Source organism: Candidatus Cloacimonadota bacterium (assembly GCA_021734245.1).
GTDB lineage: Bacteria > Cloacimonadota > Cloacimonadia > Cloacimonadales > TCS61 > B137-G9.
This window is the reverse complement of record JAIPJH010000075.1, coordinates 1-15,853: the sequence shown is the minus strand read 5'-3', so window position 1 is coordinate 15,853 and position 15,853 is coordinate 1. Positions and strand designations below refer to the sequence as shown.

Genomic DNA, 15,853 nt, shown 5'->3' with positions numbered 1-15,853 from the left:
TAACATTCGTACTCACGCCAATTAATCTTGAGTACATAACCATCTATAGTTACACTTAAAATGAGTACAATAACTTTTCTAACTTGGTTATTGTATTCATTTCATTCCTCTGCGTCAAAACCCAAATCATCTAATGGACTGATGACTTTACTAGTTCCTGTTTTTGTAATATGGGTGTAAATCTCTGTCGTTTTCACGTTTTTATGACCAAGTATTTTCTGTATATACCTCAAATCTTCTCCCTGCTCCAGCAAATGGGTTGCGAAGCTATGACGTAATGTATGAACCGAAGCTTTTTTGTCAATATTTGTATTATTCAATGCTCTGTAAAATATTGTTTGTATAGTATGTTTAGAATATTGCTTATGGGAATTATTCTCGAATAACCATACTTTTGGTTTGTAGATTCTAAAATACTTTCTAAGTAATGACAATAGCTCATCTGCTAAAATCGTTATTCTGTCTTTTTTACCCTTCCCACCTCGAACGTAGATCAGTTTTCGCTCGCTGTCGATATCAGCAATTTTCAAGTTCACAACTTCACTCAATCTTAATCCTGCCGAATAAATTGTGGATAATATAGTTTTATGTTTCAAATTTTGTGTACAATCCAGAATCTTTTTCACTTCCCTCTTACTTAATACAACTGGAAGTTTTCTTTCCTCACTTCTCGGCATTTCAAAGTAATACTTCTTAGTTTCTCTCCGCAGGATTTTTTCAAAATAAAATTTTATAGCACTTATTGCCTGTTTCTGATAAGAAAGTGAAATTTTCTTTGTTTTTAGTAGATAAAGAATATACTCTTTTACGTTTTCATCGCTAAGTTGGGAAGGCTCAGTTTTAGGAAAATGATCAAAAAACCTGATTATGTGATCTCTGTAAACTGTTATCGTATTTTCGCTGTAGCGCTTTACTGTCAGCTGATCAATCATGTCTTGAATTGCTTTTTGTCGAGGATTGATATTCTTATGTGGAAATAATGCCAAAAACTGTTTTAAACATTTTTCACTTTGCGGCATCACCCAGGATTGCTGCGGTCCGCTGAAATAGCAACCATCGATCTTTTTAGCATGTTCTTTTTTGAATTCAAAGGAGTTAACTTCGATTTTATATCGATTTCTTTCAATTGGAGTCAATTTGTAATCTTTCGTTTCCAGATTATTCATTTCAGGAAATTCCTTATTGCTCCCCTGTTTGAGGGGAGATGTCCGACTTTTGAAGGACAGAGGGGTAAAATTGGAAAGCAAAAACCTCGATCCTATACCGATCTCTTTCAATCGGAGTCAATTTGTAATCTTCAGTATCCATAATTTTCATTACTCAAGCTTCCAGTCTTATTCGTCATTCTGACGTTATTCCCCTCTTGAGAGGGGTGCGACTTCAGTCGTGGGGTGTGTTCATGTTGATCTTGCGGCTTCGATGATCTACGCTGGCACAGGTTGGAAGAATCTCCTATTTTAGGTGAAAAGCTAAACGAAATCTCAAGAGATTCTTCCAACTTCGCAATGCATCGCCGGACACAGTCGGAAGTCAGGCTAAAAGAATCTTCAGAAAGACGTTAAAATTCTCATTTCAAATATCTCATTTCAAATTTCTAAGCTGTCCAATGGACTTCTAATTGCTTTTATATCCTTTTTGCTGACCTTTAAATATTTCATCGTAGTTTTAGATTGTTTGTGACCCAGAATTTGCTGAATATATCTTATATCCACTCCTTTTTCTATTAAATGAACAGCAAAAGAATTTTTCAATATCGTTAGGGTTGCTGGTTTATTTATTCCGCTCTTTTTTACGGCAGTTTGGAAGGATTTTTGTAAGTTTCTTCTGGAATATTGTTTGCCGGGAGAGCTTTCAAATAACCACTCTTTCGGTTTATACTGCTTGAAGTATTTTCGTAATAAAATAAGTAATTTATCAGCTAAAACCACATATCTGTCCTTGTCTCCTTTTGCACTGCTAATAAAGATCTTCATCGCTTTTGAATCTACATGATCCGGTTTCAGGTAAATTATCTCACTGGGAGTTAATCCTGCGGAATATACCAGGAAAATCATGCATTTATCTCGTAGATCAGTTACATGTTTCAAAATGGCTGCAACTTCCTGTTCGTTCAAAACTTTGGGTGTGCTTTTTGGTCTATGAGGACGTGGAGCATAATAATCATCTAATTCTCTACCTAATACTTTTGTGTAATAGAATCGAATTGCAGTGATAACATTGTTTTGGTAAGAAGGAGAACACTTCTTTTCATCTACTAAATGAATTATGTATTTTCTAATCTGATCAGGTGTGATCTCAGCTGGTTTCAAGTTGGGATAATATTGTAGAAACTTTCTGAAATTATTTGAATAAGTTTTAAAAGTCGATTCGTTGTAATTTTCTTTTTCCAAAGCTGCAAAATATTCTGAAGGAACTTCCGAATATTTTACAAATTCCAGTTTATCCTTAAACTGTTTATTTAGCTTTTGATATGCTTCTTCCTGGTAGGGAATATGCCAGAACTTATCAATAGCAGACCATTTACTGCCTTCGATCTGTTTTATCAGCTCTATTACTTCTCTATCATATTTGAACAAAAGTGCAATGCGTTTTTGCTCTTTAATTGTGAATTCTTTCAATTCAATCCGCATTTAATTTCCCTTGATTTCAAAATCCAAATCCGAACTTGTGAGTTTGAGCAAAATTTGTCAAAAGAAAAAATAATTCCAGACTGGAATTCAGAACAAAACAACTCCTCAAGTCCAGACGGAACTGAACTCGATTCTTTCCGTCAGCTTCTTTCGAAAATTCTTGAAATTGCTGTCGGAAAGATTGATCATTAATCATTCCATATCCTTCGATACGATCCGGCAGCTGCCGGATCACTTTCATCCTTCGTAGTACTACGGAGAACGGACAGGATGACAGCTTTTGTTTCCGCCATTCTGAGAAATTCTTTCTAAGAAGATTGACGACCTGTCCCACCGGAACTGAGCCAAGGCGTAGTCGCGATTTCTTTTAGACGAAGACTGGAAGAATCTCTTTGCCGCGAATGAACACGGATTGTTTGTTGGACTTCACGTCTCGTGGAGTCTAAGTGTTTATTCTTTTCGTCTCGAAAATTATGATTAAGATTGATCGAAGATGATCAGCAAAAACTTTATGCTCAATCGAAACGATTGCACCAATTTTGTTTTTTTTGAATTAACCATTCGCAAGGAATAAGGCTATAAAAGTTTTTAGACTGGACTTCAGGATGAAAAAGATCTCAGACTTGACTCGTGAATGAATTACAAGGCGAGATTAGCCAGCTTATCACATAACTTGCAGCATGTGACAAGCTTCTCAAACTTGCCTTAGGTCCGCAGAATCTTGAGATAAGTTGGAAAAAAAATATTGGAAGAAATACAACATTCGGAAGATAACAATAAATCGATAACATTCCGAAGTTTTTAAATCTCGCCCTGTCTGGGATTATTTTGCCGAACCTTGAAAAAGTTTACGAAGAGGTTACTTTCTTATAAACCTTTTCAAGGTTCTTCATTGTGCATCTTTGTGGCAGTTTTTTCTCATTATCAAATCGAATCCGAAATTAAATCCTGAAAAGCAAAAAAATAATTATTCAAGTCAAGCCCTTTTAAAATAACCATCTACAGCAATCCCGACCTTCCCAAAACAAACAAAAAATAAAAAATGTCTTGACGTATTAACCCACCAGTGTACCAGTTGCCCCAGACACTAAAACAGTGAGGAGGTAATATGAAGTTTGATGACAGTGTTCCGATCTACTTGCAGATCAAGGAAGAGATCGAAAACGCCATTATTACCAATTCCCTCAAAGAGGAAGAACCGATACCATCCATCCGTTCGCTGGCAGCTCAATACAGGCTGAATCCGCAAACTGTATCCAATGCTGTAAGTGAACTCATGAATGAAGGAGTGATCTTCAAAAAAAGAGGAATCGGTATGTTCGTGGAAAAAGGAGCAAAAGCCAAACTGACCAAGAAGAAAAATCAGGAATTTCGCAACGACGACCTGATAAAACTGGTACACAAAAGTAAATCACTGGGAATTACCAAACAAGAATTGATCGAATCTATCGCCAGTGTTTATGAGCAAGGAGGAAACAAATGAATCTCATCGAAACCCACAATTTAACCAAATTTTATGGAAAGCTGAAAGCTCTGGATAATGTAACGCTTTCAATTCCGGAAGGCAGAATTATCGGACTGCTGGGCAAGAACGGAGCAGGAAAATCAACTCTGATGCGTTGCCTGCTGGGTTTTCTCAAATTCAAGGGAAATGTGAATATAATGGGCAAAACTCTTTCGGAACTGAAAGAATCCATTCACGATCACATTGCGTTCATTCCCGACGTAAGCTGCCTGGACGATAAACTTACAGTGAAGCAGACCATCGATTATGTAGCCGCTTTGAACCAGAGCTGGAATCAGGAAAAAGCCACTGATCTTCTGGCCAAAAGTGATCTTCCAATAGATAAGAAAGTTTCATCACTTTCCAAAGGAATGAAAACAAAACTTTATCTGCTGATCACGCTCTCTCTGGATGTTCAGGTGCTGCTGCTGGATGAGCCGACTTTAGGCTTGGATATCGTTTTCAGGAAGGAATTTTTCAACACGATCCTGGGCGAATTTTATGACGAAAACAAAACGATAATCATTTCCACGCATCAAGTGGAAGAAGTAGAACAGATCCTGCAGGACATCATATTCATCGACGACGGCGAGATCATTCTGTACGAAAATATCGAAGAACTGAAAAAGGAATATTCTATCTTCACAGTTACATCCGATAAATTAGAGTTATTACAAGAACACAAGCCAAGATTGATCACCAAAACGCTGGGACATCACAGTGCTATCCTTCCCAGCAATATCAAGATCGCAGATGCCCAGATTTCTAAGCCAACCTTATCCGATCTGTTTCTGGAAAAAGTAGGAGGATCAAATGAAAAAATTTAAAGCATTAATGATAAAAGACTATTTCATCTGTAAGAAAACATTGTTTGTACCTTTCTGGATCACGCTGGCATTTTACGCACTTATTTTGCTATCGATGGCTGTTGGTTATTTTAGAGGTGACCTGAACATTTCCGGTTTGGAATTCATGCAGGATGATATGGAAATTCCAACTCTCATTTACATGATAAATATGGTAATGGTCAGTCTGCCCGGTTTTGTAGCTTTGCTGTTCACCATCACATTAACTCAAAGTGCTTTGAACGACGATCTAAAGAGAAATTGCGAATTGTTCCATCGCTCTCAACCTGTAAGTTACTGGCTCAGATCACTTTCCAAATACACGGTAACAATTGGTGGAAACTGGGTTGTATTACTGGCAATTGTCATCTTTAATTACCTGATCGCCAATATCATCCTGGCATTTCTGGGGCAGTTTTCTTTGATTGCCAGTTTGAATGGAATGCTGGTTTCGTTCCTGTATTTTGCAAAAATTACTTTACTTATCGGTAGTATTACATTTTTCCTGTCTTCGATTTTCAAGGATAAAGCATTTTTTACATGAGTGGGAATACTTTTGGGAGTTCAATTCCTGTTCATGATTTTGAATGTACTTATGGGATGGAATTTGCCATTACCACTCAAATATCTTGTGGATCTGGTTAGTTTGAATAATCAGATGAATATTGAAGGTGATCCGACAACGATCAACTATGGAATGTTCGTTGCCGAAACCTGGAGAATGTTGATCTTTAACTGGAAATCTTTTCTTCAGGTAGTAGTAAGTGGGGCTTTGTTTGCAGCTGCCACGCTTATTTACAACAGCAAAGAAGTTAAATAGGAGGAAATGATGAGAAAGGTAATATTAGTAGTTTCTCTGATGATAATCAGTGTTATCCTGATGGCTATTTCTAAAAACGTGAATATTGTGGATGATGAAGTTCATCTGAATTTTGATAATGTGAAATTGAAAACTCTGGAATTTGAAGAGCGAAATGATGTGGAAATTAAATATTCCGATAAAAATGTAGTAGTAGAAAATGATGGTAAGAATATTTTTATTTCATCTCCACTCGGTTCCAAAGTAGAAGTTTATCTTCCCATGCAAAAAGCTTATATCATCGAAAAGGATGGCGTTTACTGCTGGTTCAACAAAGATAAACTGAATATAGAAACCGATGATGGTGAGATCTTCAAATTTGAAAATGGTGAACTGATGATATTTGATCAGGATAGTGATGAATCTGTAATCGTGAATTCCGAAGGTGTTTTCGTGAACAGCGATGATGAGAAAGTTTCCATCAGCAGCCAGGGAATCCTGGTTGAAGGCGAAGACAACACAAATCTCACCGGTTTCTGGGGACAGCTCCTGGGTGGCTTTGTAAGACTGATAGTAAGAGGGTCGTTATCGGTAATTGGAGATTCTCCCGAAAAAATTGTAAAACATTTCGTGAATGAAGAGAACAGCATTGTGAATGTTGATTGGAGCGAAGGCGATGATTTTGCCAGAAGTGAGGTCAACGAAACCTTCAATCCCCGAAAAGGCGACATTCTGGATGTTTTCAACTTGAATGGTTCTGTAACGATCGAAAGCTGGGATCAGGATTATGTGGAACTGAAAGCAGTTATCAAAAGCTGGAAAGGTGAAGATAAACTTGATGATCTGAAAGTTGAAATAAATGATGATAAAAACTGGCAGATCAATACAATTCCGCAGACGAAGAAAGTGGCAGCAAATTGCGAATTTGAGATCAAGATCCCTAAGTTTTTAAAATTGGGAACAGTTGAAACCACAAACGGCTCGATTGAAATTGAAAATGCCAGTGGCGATCTTAGTTTACGTTCTTCCAATGGTTCTGTGGAAGTGGAAAATCTGGAAGGTTCTATCGAGGCTTTTACCAGTAACGGCAGCATCGAAGTAGAAAATATTACGGGCAAAGTGAATGTGACAACCAGCAACGGCAGAATAGAAGTGGAGAAAGTTCCTTACCTGAAAAATGTAATAACCAGCAATGGTTCGATCAAAGCTGAAATCGAGGAAATAAATAATGATCTTCTGCTCTCTACCAGTAATGGCAGCATCAATGTATTTCTGTCACCAAAGGTGAATGCCGAAGTTTATGCCACAACCTCCAATTCCAGTATAAATGTTCAGTCTCTCAAATTCAGCTCCGAGCTGATGACAAAATCGAAATTTGAAGGCAGATTGGGAAAAGGCGTCCACAAACTTACAGCCAGCACTTCCAATGCCAGTATAAACTTTAAAAAATTAAAATAAACTAAAGGAGGGGAAAAATGAAAAAATTAAGTTTTATCATCACAATTTTAGCGATAGTGTTAGGATTGCAGGCACAATCTTCTATAGCCGGAACAGACGATTTCATGGCTCTCAAGGTTAATCCTGCCGCAGTTGGTTTTGGAAATTCAAATGGAATTTCTTTTCTGGGAAATTACGACAAAGATGGTGTTTACGAAGATTTCTATTCCGTTTTTTTCGGAGCAGATAATTTTGGTTATGTGTTAGACAGGGTGGGCGGCAACAATTATCATCGTTTGCTGTTTGCCAGCGGACACGCCAAACTTACCAACAACATTTATCTGGGAACAGCCTGGGATTGGAAAAACAAGAAGTTTAAAGACGGAAGTTTGAGTGAATCGATTTTGTTCCGTCCTGCTGATAATTTTTCTGTGGCAGCTATTGCATATAATCTTTTCCGGGAAAGCAGTTATTACGAATTGGGTGCAGCTCTGCGCCCCCTGGAATTTGGCACAGATATTGTGCAAAGGCTCACTTTCAGTGCCGATACTTCTTATCGAGATGAAGAATGGTCAAAACCGGTTCTTGGCGTTCAAACCGAGCTCATCGATGGAATTCGCATTGGCGGAACGTATGATATGGAAATGGAAACTTTCGGCATCAATTTTGGTGTTGCTCTCGATAACCTGGCAGTTGGAAGCTTTGCTCGGGCAGATGAAGATAATGAATTCAAGAACGGTCAATATTACGTTAGTTTTTCCGAAAAGAATTTTCGCAGTATATTCGATTTCAAAAAGAATTCATTCGTAAAATATAATTTTGGCAGCGAAGTTCGCGATGTGAAAAAAGTGTCTGCTTTCGGTCCTTTCAGCTTCATCATGAGTTCAGGAAAAACAACATCACGGGTAATTCGAGAGATAAATAAAATTAAGAATGATGACGATGTACAGGGAATTGTACTCATAAATCAAAACTTCTCTTCATCACTGGCTATCCGTCAGGAACTTATCGACTGCATCAAAGAATTCAAAGCTGCAGGAAAGAAAGTTGTATTCTATTATGAAGCTGTTGGCGGGTCGAATTATGCTTTCGCTGCTTCTGTAGCCGATCAGATTTATTTGAACCCGGCAGGAATGGTCGAATTCAAAGGGATTGCAGCTTCTCTGCCATACGTAAAAGGACTCTTGGATACTTTAGGAATAGATGTAATTAATCTGAGAAGTCACGATTATAAAACTGCTGCAAATATGTTCTCCGAAACAGAAATGACCGAGGCTGAACGTGAAAGTTATGAAACACTGCTGGAAGGCATCTTCACTGAAGTAGAAATGATGATCGAAGAGGGCAGAGGTGACAAACTTACCATGAGCCTTCGAGAACTGATCGATGAAAAACCGATCTGGCTGCCGGAAGAAGCTGTAGAATATGGTTTGGTCGATGAGCTGGTTTTCGAAGATGAACTCAGCGACAAACTAAAAGAACTCTATGAAGCACCCAAAATCGATAGAAAATATTCTTACAACAAATATCGTTACGACTGGAGTGATGGTTTTAGTTCCAAAGTAGCAGTGATCTATGCTGTGGGAAATATCCATTCCGGAAAAGGCAGAACTGGAAATTCCATTGGTTCGGTAAGTCTGGTAAAAATGATCAAAGCTGCCCGTAAAGATAAATCTGTAAAAGGAATAATTCTGCGTGTGGATAGTGGTGGCGGTTCGGCTCTGGCTTCCGATGTTATAGCTCGTGAGATAAAACTCTGTACAACCGGCAAAAACAAAAAGCCGTTCATAGTTTCCATGGGTGGCGCAGCAGCCAGCGGTGGTTATTACATCAGCATGTATGCCGATAAAATAATCTGCCAGCCCAGCACGATTACCGGTTCTATCGGGGTTGTGGGAATGGTTCCAATTATGGAAAGACTTTATGAAAAGATTCTGATCAACTGGGATACAGTTAAGATCGGTGAATATTCCGATTTTCAAGCACTTCACCGTTATCCAACCGATGAAGAAATGCAATTTGGTAATGATATGATCCATCATTTTTATAATCGTTTTGTCGAATCTGTGGCTGAAGGCAGAAACATGACGGTACGTGATGTTAATAATGTAGCTCAAGGCAGAGTTTGGACTGGCAAACAGGCTCTGGAAAGAGGACTTGTAGATAAATTAGGCGGCATGGATGTGGCAATCGAAGAGATGAAAACAATGCTGAATACCAGAAATGAACTTAACCTGGTAAAATATGCCGAGCTTGACGGCATGCGCGGATTCACTGTTCCCATCGATGCATCTACCATCTTGCCGGAAGAAGTTATGACAGTTTTGGAATTGGCAGATAAGTTGAATGTAACAGAGAAAGATCGAGTTCAAATGATCTTACCTTATATGCCGAAATTCAAATAGATAATTGCTGAAAAGCAAATCCTCCCCCAAGGATAATGCCCTGCAAAATCTTGCAGGGCTTTTTTTATGTTTGACAAGTTTAAAACTTTTTCACAATTTCGTATTTGCTTTTAAGTTAATTGTTTGTCTTGAAGTAAAAAAGGAGGAACCATGAAGCTCCAGATCGGTTATTTTATTATTATCATTTTACTCTTATTATCTTGTAGTAAACATCAAAATTCAAATTCTATTGAAAACGAAAATTTCGCATTTACAGATTTTACAGGTGAAAAAATCGAAATTGAAAACAGTATTGAATATTTTTATACTCAATGCATCTACTGGGAATATCTGGAAGAAGGAAATCCAAAGTTTGCAGTTAGAATTAATACAACGAATAATGAGCTGCCCGATGATATTTTGACTGATAATGAAGGTTGGATATATCACTATTTACCAGGAGCTGATCAAACAATTCCATTATCATCTCCTTTGGCAGAAAGGTCGATCTGGACTTTCGATAATTCTTTTGAATACACCTTTGAATCACATGTTGGTGAACTTTCTCATATAATCAGCCAGATAGAAGTTAAATATCTCTTAAATGAATTTGAAAGTGACCCGATTTCTACCAGTTTTTTTAATTACAGAGAAATTGGTACTGTTTTATCAACAGTTGCCGGAGATATTGATGGCATGACAATTTCAACCGGAACGATCTTTATAATGAATGAAAAAATTTCCGATATCTTTGTGGAAGGACTTTATGCAGATCATTTTATGTACAGGATCAATATTATTGCAGAAGCCGATAGTACAATTCTGGAAGAAGGCACCTGGTATAATTCCATTGATTGTGAAGATATTAGAGAAGTTGAAATGACAACTGCTACAGGGAATGCACTAACTCCAAATGAAGATGGAGAACTAACTCAGTTTGAAGCGTATATTGTAACTCGAAGCGGCTATGAAGATATCGATAACCCAGCGAAAATGAATTTCAAAGTTCAAGAAGGACTTTATCCTAATACGTTAATTTATAATGGAATAATACAGAATTATACAGATTGTTCAAACGATTGTTATGCTTTGGGAGAAAATCATTATGTAACTTATATCGATCCGGCTTTGGGTGGAATATTACCATCAAAATTGATTGATAATGAAATTTGTTATGCTACTCCAACTTGGATCGATTCAGAAGGCAATTATGCCATGATCGGAAGTGATGATTTTCAATATTTTATTCATGTGGGGTATAAAGGTGAATTTATAGGTAATTATGCTGGAAATAAATACTTAGGAATCGTTATAGATGAAACTACTGGTATAAATTATTTTTCTCAAATTGTTTTTTTTGATATTAGATTGGATGATCAGGCATTTATTCATCCTGAACTTCCTGCTGATGAATATAATATTATAGATAACAACGGCTTGGAATGGTTACGGATTCCAATTGAAAATGAGTTGAGTCAAAATTTCATTTTAGAAAATCTGGATTATGGTGAACATACTCTTACCGTTCGCGCAGTAGATATGGCAATGAATGGAGATCAAACACCTTCGGAATACACTTTTAATTTACATGCTCCGGTTTCTTTAAATGACAGAGAAGGAATTTTAATTTTGGATGATTCGCCCAATAACGGTGGCTCACCTGATGATCTTATAGATCTATTTTACCTGGATATTTTTGCAAATTATTCAGGTAATATAGAGGCATTAGACAGGCAGGAATTAGTTGATTATGGTTTCTGGAATTCTGTTCTTCATTGGGGAAAAGATGTATTCTCGCCAACAGATTTGCAGAATTACAAATTGATTGTTTATCATTCTGATAATCCGATAGAAGGTAATAAATTAGCAAGTGAATATGATGTTCTGAACCTGTATTTGAAAAACGGTGGAAACATTCTGGTTAGTTCGGCTCAAAATTTGTATAATGCAAATTACAGTTTTATTCAAACGGATTTTACTTTTTTGCAAGATTATTTTGGAATTGAGCTTGATGAAAATGCAATTAATATTTTTGCCAACGATCAAGGACAATCTAGTTATACGCAAAACACTTTTTTTGTTAGTGCGTTACCAGAAACAACTAATGGATATTTGCAACAAATCGATCTTGAATATCCCAGTTTTAATCCAATAGTTAATGTTGAAATATTTAATCCCTGTCACGGTTTAGGGCCTGTTTCTTATTTTAATGAGGATTACTTGGCAAATGATGTAACTATAATGTATCGTTATGGTTGTGCATCACCAAGTAATGAACCTGGCTGGCCAACTCAGGACGATTATGATTTTCTTGTTCAGCAGCCGGTTGCTCTTAAACGAAGCGTAAATGATTGTAATTGTTACATTTTTAGCTTCCCGCTATCGTATATGCAGCAAGATCAAGTTACAGCATTAATGAATGAAATTCTAACCGAATTGGGAATGTAGGAGGAGAAGATGAAAAAAATATTTATTGTATTCATACTTGTTTGCTTTTCAATCTTATCTGCCAGACCATTAGATTTACCAGATTCCAGAGAATTGTCAGTTGAGCAGATTTTTGAAAGTGGACAGATCAAAGTAAATGTAACAAATTATGGTTATATGGGCAAACTCGATAATAGCTATGGCTTGAAATGGCCATCTGGAAGCGAAGCTGATTATTTATACCAGGCAGGTTTGTGGTTTGGAGCCAAAAGAATAAGAAGAAATGAACTTGGAGAAAAGCTTTATTGGATTGAAGAAGAACCAACTAGTTGGGATGATTGCATTCCTGCCAGTGATCCCACTTGGACTCCTGATATGCAGCTTGTAGTAGATACATTAACAACAGTTGGTTTTGATGGTGATGCGCATTTGTTTGAATTTTTACCAGCTTATAATCCATTGGAAGCTGACGATCTTGGAATGCAATATTTTGAAAATTCTCCTTATGATATCATAGCGAAAAAAGTAGGAAATGCACCAGATTTCGATGATGATGGTGATGGACTTGTAGATGAAGATGATCTTGGCAGTCCTTTTGACTTTAACGATCCCAGTGGTGAATACCTATTTACTGAACCATACGATGATGATTTAGATGGAATTTTAGATGAAGACTGCAGTTATCCCGGATTTGTTACTGCGGTCTCTTATTTCTATGATTACAGTCCATTTGGGACGGAAGGTGAAAGAGATTGGGGAGGATCTTCTTCTGGTAACAATCATGGAGATTATGAACAATTAAATGTAGCTGTTGCACAGGAAATTTATACCTGGCCCGTGCAATTTTATGCAGATATGCTTATCATTAAAAACACACTTTACAATACATCTCAAATTGATACACTTTTCGACTGTTCTGTTGGATATATGGTTGATGCAGATATTGGCTATGATTCATTGGATGATATTAGTACGTATTTAGCAGGTTCAGGGAATGAATTTGCTTATTCTTATGATGAAGATGGTGATAATGGGTTTGCTCCGGGCAATATTGCGCTTAAAATCTTAAATTCGGCAAATTATGAACATGATTGTTGGTATTGGAATAGAGGAGATGGCCCTGATGACGGTAATCCTTTAAATGTATGTCCTTCAGGAGTTACATCGAATGAAAAATACTGGCTTATGACAGGGCGTAATCCTAATTCAAGTAAGTACATTTCTTTGCGAGATGAACCCAATTCTCAGATAGGGAATCCTGATGATACAAGATTCCTTTATGCAATTTTTGGCGATCAACAAGCTTTTAGTAATCCAAGTCCGGCTACATTAAATATCCCACCAGGAGAAAGTTTTGTCTTTTATACTTTGATAACCTTAGATAGCGAATTAGCAGGTTTGCAGAATAAAGTACAACTTGCAGAAGATTTTTTAGCAAGCGGATTTGATTATTCATTAATTTCAGATTTACCTAGCATTCCTTATTTAAGTTCAGTCGAACCAATTTTCAATACTGATTCTGCGATATTACATTGGTTGATGCTGACGGAACCTGATGAATTTCAAATTTATTATAAAAAAGCAGATGCTCCTGCTTCTACCTGGCAAAATGAAGTTGCTGATCCAAGTTTGAATGAGTATATTATTTCCGGTTTAGAAAGTAGCTTTGAATACAAATTCAAAATTGGTTGTTTATTTGATGATGTTTATCTGGAAAGTTATGCAAAATATGTAGATATAATGGGAAATCTTTATGATGTTTGGCCTGGAGATTGTAATAATGATGGTTTTGTAGACGCGGATGATATCATTCCGATTGGACTTTACTGGAATGAAACAGGTACTGCTCGAGACAGCTTATCATACGTTTGGCAAAGTTGGGATTATCCAACTGACTGGATAGAATATGCAGCTTTCGCAGATTGCAATGGTGATGGACAAGTTAATATTTCTGATGTAGCTGCTATTTGTTTGAATTGGAATTATTCCCATGATGTTATGACCACAAATTGGAATTATCCCGATATAAATGCATTTGAAGATCAATTTTATCAACTCTACAATAATTTGGATGATTCAGGCATTGAATCAATGCTGAAAAATAGAATTGCGGAAGAATTTAATTTTCCAGCAGCAAATTTACCAAACTCGAGCATATTGTATCAAAATTATCCAAATCCCTTCAATCCCGATACGACAATTTCTTTTGAATTGCTGGAAGCTGGTGAAGCTGAATTACTGATTTTCAATTCGAAAGGACAATTAGTAAAAAAATTACTCGAAAGCAATCTAAATAAAGGGTTTCATGAATATGTCTGGAATGGTAAAAATTCAAGTGACCATTTAGTCCCAAGTGGAATTTATTTCTACCAGCTTAAGTTAAGTTCACAAAAAATAGCTACTTGCAAGATGCTATTGCTGAAATAAGGAGTTCAAAATGAAAAAAATATTAATGATCTTAGCTTTAGCAACTCTGTTGATATCATGTTCTGATGATCCGAATGAACCAAAAGATGAGTTAGTTTTATCCATTATTCCTCAAACCTCTCAAATTGCTATTGGTGAAGAAGTTTTGCTGGAAATAGCTGTCGAGGGTGTTCTAGATCTTTTTGTGGCAACGTTTGAATTGACTTACGATTCTGATTTACTGCAAATAGATAACGACAGCTTTTCTGAAGGGAGTATTTGGAATGATGAAGTGATTTCCTTTACGCAATTAGATGAAGGTGTTTACAGTATTTCAATTGGTTTGGAGCAAACCGATGATTATGATGGAGTCTCTGGATTTGGTGTTTTGTGTGGTTTTTCTATTGAAGCAATTCAAATTGGTAATGTTGATTTTATAATTGAAAATCTTAATATGATGGATGAAAATGCCAATCCGATAAGTGGCTTCGATAATGTCCAAATAGAAAATTGTTCAATTACAATTGAATGATATTATGAGTGTAGATAATGCCCTGCAAAATCTTGCAGGGCTTTTTTTTATTTGACATAAATTTGAATTTGATGTTATGAAGCATTATTAAAGAAATTCGGATAAAGGGGTGATAATGAACAAACAAAAAGCATTGAAAATTTTGAATATTTTCTTATTGTTAGCTTTTCTAACTGCTGCAGTATCTTTGATCCTGTATCGCTACATTCCATCAGAAATTCAAGGCAGTGAATTTTTATATGGGTTGCATGGATGGTCGGGGATTATCTTTATTATTATTGCTATATTTCATTTTATTCTCAATTTCAATTGGGTTAAAATGATGTATTTTAAAAAAAAGAAAAAAAAATAACAGGGGGGAAAATGAAGTTTTTTATTTTAATTGTATTAATCTTATCCAGTGCTTTTCTAATTGCACATCCAGCATCAGATATTGAACTGACTTTCGATCAGGAAACATCCATTTTAACTGTAAATTATGTTCATGAAGTTAAAGATGCAGATAAACATTTTGTTTATGAGATAATTGTTTACATGAATGGTGATGAGATAATTGAACAGAAAATGGAAACGCAGGATAATTCTGAAGGTGGTTCTGTATTGTATAAGATCATCGATGCAAAAGCAGGAGATGAGATAAAAGTTCGTACAAACTGCAATAAAACGGGAAAAAAATCTGCAGAGATCGAAATTTAATAATGTCTTTCAATTCTAATCACCCAATTTGAGATATTCTCTTTGGGTGGTTTTTGGTAGTGTAACATGTTTTATGAAAAGTTATGAAACATTTTCATAAAGCGAGAATAGAAAAACATAAGTGAAAAATAGTGTCAAATCGTGGATAAGTCTGAAATTTATCTAAAGTGTACACTATCCACACCACGACTAT

At 36.4% G+C, this 15,853-nt stretch carries 13 protein-coding genes; 11 read left to right on the top strand and 2 right to left on the bottom strand.

Going from position 1 to position 15,853, the window contains the following annotated elements:
• Positions 1-101: 101 nt before the first annotated feature.
• Positions 102-1,166, bottom strand: coding sequence for a site-specific integrase (locus tag K9N40_10545; GenBank protein MCF7814906.1), 1,065 nt, complete (start codon positions 1,164-1,166; stop codon positions 102-104).
• Between the two features lie 420 nt (positions 1,167-1,586).
• Entirely contained in the window at positions 1,587-2,630 is a 1,044-nt protein-coding gene (locus tag K9N40_10540) for a site-specific integrase (protein MCF7814905.1), read from the bottom strand.
• 1,108 nt (positions 2,631-3,738) lie between these two features.
• On the opposite strand from K9N40_10540, the gene K9N40_10535 reads away from it, so the two are divergent.
• The 11 genes from K9N40_10535 to K9N40_10485 all read left to right on the top strand — a co-directional run bounded on the left by K9N40_10535 (position 3,739) and on the right by K9N40_10485 (position 15,660).
• Complete coding sequence (locus K9N40_10535) at positions 3,739-4,113, top strand: GntR family transcriptional regulator (protein ID MCF7814904.1); 375 nt, start codon at positions 3,739-3,741, stop codon at positions 4,111-4,113.
• Positions 4,110-4,961: an ABC transporter ATP-binding protein gene (locus K9N40_10530; GenBank protein ID MCF7814903.1), complete on the top strand. Its 852-nt coding sequence runs from the start codon at positions 4,110-4,112 to the stop codon at positions 4,959-4,961. Before K9N40_10535 ends, K9N40_10530 begins: the two co-directional genes overlap by 4 nt.
• Positions 4,948-5,523 (top strand): hypothetical protein, encoded by a 576-nt coding sequence (locus K9N40_10525; GenBank protein ID MCF7814902.1) that lies wholly within the window; start codon positions 4,948-4,950, stop codon positions 5,521-5,523. The genes K9N40_10530 and K9N40_10525 overlap by 14 nt, the downstream gene beginning before the upstream one ends.
• A gap of 33 nt (positions 5,524-5,556) precedes the next feature.
• Positions 5,557-5,799 carry a hypothetical protein gene (locus K9N40_10520; GenBank protein MCF7814901.1) on the top strand — a complete coding sequence of 81 codons (243 nt, stop codon included), beginning with the start codon at positions 5,557-5,559 and terminating at the stop codon, positions 5,797-5,799.
• A gap of 9 nt (positions 5,800-5,808) precedes the next feature.
• Entirely contained in the window at positions 5,809-7,236 is a 1,428-nt protein-coding gene (locus K9N40_10515) for a hypothetical protein (protein MCF7814900.1), read from the top strand.
• A gap of 17 nt (positions 7,237-7,253) precedes the next feature.
• Positions 7,254-9,620, top strand: a complete 2,367-nt coding sequence (gene sppA, locus K9N40_10510; GenBank protein ID MCF7814899.1) for a signal peptide peptidase SppA — start codon at positions 7,254-7,256, stop codon at positions 9,618-9,620.
• A 150-nt stretch (positions 9,621-9,770) separates the two neighbouring features.
• Positions 9,771-12,047, top strand: a complete 2,277-nt coding sequence (locus tag K9N40_10505; protein MCF7814898.1) for a hypothetical protein — start codon at positions 9,771-9,773, stop codon at positions 12,045-12,047.
• 9 nt (positions 12,048-12,056) lie between these two features.
• The gene (locus K9N40_10500) at positions 12,057-14,453 is read left to right on the top strand and encodes a T9SS type A sorting domain-containing protein (GenBank protein MCF7814897.1); all 2,397 of its coding nucleotides are present in this window, start codon (positions 12,057-12,059) and stop codon (positions 14,451-14,453) included.
• Between the two features lie 10 nt (positions 14,454-14,463).
• A complete protein-coding gene (locus K9N40_10495) occupies positions 14,464-14,964 on the top strand; it encodes a cohesin domain-containing protein (protein MCF7814896.1) in 501 nt (166 codons plus the stop codon).
• 115 nt (positions 14,965-15,079) lie between these two features.
• Complete coding sequence (locus tag K9N40_10490) at positions 15,080-15,316, top strand: DUF4405 domain-containing protein (GenBank protein ID MCF7814895.1); 237 nt, start codon at positions 15,080-15,082, stop codon at positions 15,314-15,316.
• An 11-nt stretch (positions 15,317-15,327) separates the two neighbouring features.
• Positions 15,328-15,660, top strand: coding sequence for a hypothetical protein (locus K9N40_10485; GenBank protein ID MCF7814894.1), 333 nt, complete (start codon positions 15,328-15,330; stop codon positions 15,658-15,660).
• Positions 15,661-15,853: the final 193 nt, after the last annotated feature.

Bases quoted from the DNA above. Each gene is read 5' to 3' on its own strand.
- K9N40_10545 (MCF7814906.1), bottom strand. From the start codon at position 1,166: ATGAATAATCTGGAAACGAAAGATTACAAATTGACTCCAATTGAAAGA.
- K9N40_10540 (MCF7814905.1), bottom strand. From the start codon at position 2,630: ATGCGGATTGAATTGAAAGAATTCACAATTAAAGAGCAAAAACGCATT.
- K9N40_10535 (MCF7814904.1), top strand. From the start codon at position 3,739: ATGAAGTTTGATGACAGTGTTCCGATCTACTTGCAGATCAAGGAAGAG.
- K9N40_10530 (MCF7814903.1), top strand. From the start codon at position 4,110: ATGAATCTCATCGAAACCCACAATTTAACCAAATTTTATGGAAAGCTG.
- K9N40_10525 (MCF7814902.1), top strand. From the start codon at position 4,948: ATGAAAAAATTTAAAGCATTAATGATAAAAGACTATTTCATCTGTAAG.
- K9N40_10520 (MCF7814901.1), top strand. From the start codon at position 5,557: ATGATTTTGAATGTACTTATGGGATGGAATTTGCCATTACCACTCAAA.
- K9N40_10515 (MCF7814900.1), top strand. From the start codon at position 5,809: ATGAGAAAGGTAATATTAGTAGTTTCTCTGATGATAATCAGTGTTATC.
- sppA (MCF7814899.1), top strand. From the start codon at position 7,254: ATGAAAAAATTAAGTTTTATCATCACAATTTTAGCGATAGTGTTAGGA.
- K9N40_10505 (MCF7814898.1), top strand. From the start codon at position 9,771: ATGAAGCTCCAGATCGGTTATTTTATTATTATCATTTTACTCTTATTA.
- K9N40_10500 (MCF7814897.1), top strand. From the start codon at position 12,057: ATGAAAAAAATATTTATTGTATTCATACTTGTTTGCTTTTCAATCTTA.
- K9N40_10495 (MCF7814896.1), top strand. From the start codon at position 14,464: ATGAAAAAAATATTAATGATCTTAGCTTTAGCAACTCTGTTGATATCA.
- K9N40_10490 (MCF7814895.1), top strand. From the start codon at position 15,080: ATGAACAAACAAAAAGCATTGAAAATTTTGAATATTTTCTTATTGTTA.
- K9N40_10485 (MCF7814894.1), top strand. From the start codon at position 15,328: ATGAAGTTTTTTATTTTAATTGTATTAATCTTATCCAGTGCTTTTCTA.